Source organism: Frankia sp. CoWAU3, from assembly GCF_977971855.1.
On record NZ_CDWWXB010000032.1, the window covers coordinates 1 to 3,290 of the forward strand.

The 3,290-nt window shown below is 68.8% G+C and carries 2 protein-coding genes; both read right to left on the reverse strand.

Features of this window, described 5'->3' with window-relative positions:
• Window positions 1-1,596, reverse strand: a 1,596-nt coding sequence (locus AC08ON_RS05390; protein ID WP_476616561.1) for a purple acid phosphatase family protein, incomplete at its 3' end; no start/stop codon positions are given.
• 68 nt (window positions 1,597-1,664) lie between these two features.
• On the reverse strand, window positions 1,665-3,290 hold a 1,626-nt coding region (locus AC08ON_RS05395), incomplete at its 5' end, for an ATP-dependent Clp protease ATP-binding subunit (protein WP_476616553.1).

Here is a 3,290-nt window from a genome sequence, read left to right on the forward strand (position 1 = left end):
CCGGCGCCCGGAAGGCGAGCCAGGGCGCGTCCTCTCTCGCCCGGACCGATTGGCGATGCCCCCGGCCGGGATCCTGTTCGTGCACGCCGACGATGACCCAGCAGGCGGGTGGATCGAACAGTGCGTGCGCGGCGGCGACGAGGATCCTCCGGTGCCCACGAGCAGGTGAACGGTGCCCGCCGAGGTGTCGAGCAGGTCACCGGCCCCGTCACCGGCCGCGGCGCCCGCTCCGTCAGCGGTCTTCCGGGCGGGCGTCGTCGCGCCGGGGACCGGGCGGGGAGTCCGGGTCGCGCTGTCCGGCACGACCCCGCGCAGCGGATGAGTGCGCTCGTAGTGGTGCTCGTGGCCGCAGAGCACCAGATCCACCTCGTAGGTGTCGAACAATGGCAGCCATTCCTCCCGGATACCGAGGTCGGCGCCGTTGTGCTCCGCCGCGGTCGACACCGCGGCGTGGTGCATGCCGACGACGATCCAGTCGATACCGGGATCGGCGCGGGCCTGTTTGAGGGTCTGTCTCAACCAGGAGGTCTGCCGGCCGGCGCTGTACCCATGGAGGTAGACTCGCCCGCTGTCCTGATAGCAGACGTCGGCGGCGCTGAGCATGACGAACCGCACGCCGCCGACGGTGAACGCGTACCAGAGCCCGGCGAGGTAGGCCTCCTCGTCGTGCTGGGGAAGGGCGAAGTAGGTCTGGTAGGCGGCGAGCCCCAGAGCTCCGTTGCCCCGCTCGGTCTCATGGTTGCCGTTGCAGGGCATCCACGGCCGGAACCGGGCGGAGGCGTTGATCATCGCGAACCAGTCGAACCAGGCGCGAACCGGATCCGTGCGCTGGTTGGCGTACGACAGGTCACCGTTCGCGAGGTTGAACAGCGGCGCGAGGCGTTCCACTCCGGTTATCACGTGGCGTGACGCGGCCGAGCCGTACGGGTCGTGCGGCTCGTCGGTGCCCTGGTCGCCGAAGCAGGTGAAGCTGAAGGCGGCCCGATGCCGCGGAGCCGTGCGGAACGACCCGTGGGCCAAGCCCCAGCGCCCATCGTGACCCACGTCATAGCGGTAGTCGGCAGCCGGCAGGAGTCCGGACAGGTGCGCATGGTGGGCGAAGACCACCTCGTTCGTCAGGGCGTCCGTGTAGGAACGGGTGAGCGCGGTCACCGAGCCGGTAGACCCGCCAGCCGCCGGACCGAACCGTACCTGGGGCCGAGGGACGGCCGTTCGGGTCAGCCACGAGACGACCATGGACGTGGCCGGATCGGAGCCGAAAGTCAGGTGAACGCCGAGCGCGACGTCGGGACTACCAGTCACCAGCGGAGCTCTCCCGTTCGCCGAACCAGCAGTCCGAATCGTCCTCGGGGCGATGAAGTTGTGCCTGTGCTCGTGCCTGCGCCGGCAACCGGACCCGATCTCGCCGGGTGCCCCGGCCGGCAAGATGGTTACCCGATGGCTGACATTTTCCCATATTCCGTTACCGGTCGCCGATCGAGCGGTGCGGCCGAGCGATGTGTGAGAGAACGAACGTGTTCCAGCTCTGGAGCGACCAGCCCGGCTACGCGGCCGAGACTGCGATGGCCGGAGCAGCCGCGGGGCTACTCCGGCCATCGCGCCCGGCCCTCGCCGGGTCACCGGACTGGCCGCCTCCCGGGAGGCGGCACGGAATTCCCGACCGCCTACTCGCTGGACTTGGCCAGATCGACCGGCGGGGCATCGGGCACCTGGTTCGGCTTCGCCTCGCCGCGGAAGACGAACTTCGCCTCGTCACCGTCGCCTTCGACATCCCCGACGACGATCTCGCCCGGCTTGAGGGTGCCGTAGAGGATCTTCTCGGACAGGACGTCCTCGATCTCCCGCTGGATCGTCCGGCGCAGTGGCCGGGCGCCCAGCACCGGGTCGTACCCCTTCTTCGCCAGAAGCGCCTTGGCGGCCGACGTCAACTCGAGGGCCATGTCCTTGTTCTTCAGCTGCGCGTCCACCCGGGCCAGCATGAGATCGACGATCTGGATGATCTCGTTCTCGGAGAGCTGGTGGAAGACGATGATGTCGTCGATCCGGTTGAGGAACTCGGGCCGGAAGTGCTGCTTGAGCTCGTCCTGGACCTTCGACTTCATCCGCTCGTAGTCGACGGCGCCCTGACCGGTGGCGAACCCGATGCCGGGACCCTTGGAGATGTCCCGGGTGCCCAGGTTCGACGTCATGATCAGGACGGTGTTCTTGAAGTCGACCAGCCGGCCCTGGGAGTCGGTCAGGCGACCATCCTCCAGGATCTGCAGCAGCGTGTTGAAGACGTCGGGGTGGGCCTTCTCGACCTCGTCGAACAGCACCACCGAGAACGGCTTGCGCCGGACCCGTTCGGTGAGCTGGCCGCCCTCCTCGTAGCCGACGTAGCCGGGCGGGGAGCCCACCAGCCGCGAGACGGTGTGCTTCTCCATGTACTCGGACATGTCGAGCTGGATGAGCGCGTCCTCGTCGCCGAAGAGGAACTCGGCGAGAGTCTTGGACAGCTCGGTCTTACCGACACCGGACGGGCCGGCGAAGATGAACGAGCCGCCGGGGCGCTTCGGGTCCTTCAGCCCGGCGCGGGTGCGTCGGATCGCCTGGGAGACGGCCTTGATGGCCTGCTGCTGGCCGATGACGCGCTTGTGCAGCTCGTCCTCCATGCGCAGCAGGCGCGCGGTCTCCTCCTCGGTGAGCTTGAAGACCGGGATGCCCGTCCAGATCGCGAGGACCTCGGCGATCTCCTCGTCGCCCACCTCGGCGACGACGTCCATGTCGCCGGCCTTCCACTCCTTCTCCCGCTTGGCCTTCTCGGCCAGCAGGGTCTTCTCCTTGTCGCGCAGCGACGCGGCCTTCTCGAAGTCCTGCGCGTCGATCGCGGACTCCTTGTCCCGGCGGACGGCGGCGATGCGCTCGTCGAACTCGCGCAGGTCCGGCGGAGCGGTCATCCGGCGGATGCGCATCCGGGACCCGGCCTCGTCGATCAGGTCGATCGCCTTGTCCGGCAGGAACCGGTCGGAGATGTACCGGTCGGCCAGGGAGGCCGCCGCCACCAGGGCGGCATCGGTGATCGAGACCCGGTGGTGCGCCTCGTACCGGTCCCGCAGCCCCTTCAGGATCTCGATGGTGTGCGCCACCGACGGCTCCGCGACCTGGATCGGCTGGAACCGCCGCTCAAGAGCGGCGTCCTTCTCCAGGTGCTTGCGGTACTCGTCGAGCGTGGTCGCGCCGATCGTCTGCAGCTCACCGCGGGCGAGCATGGGCTTGAGGATCGACGCCGCGTCGATGGCGCCCTCGGCCGC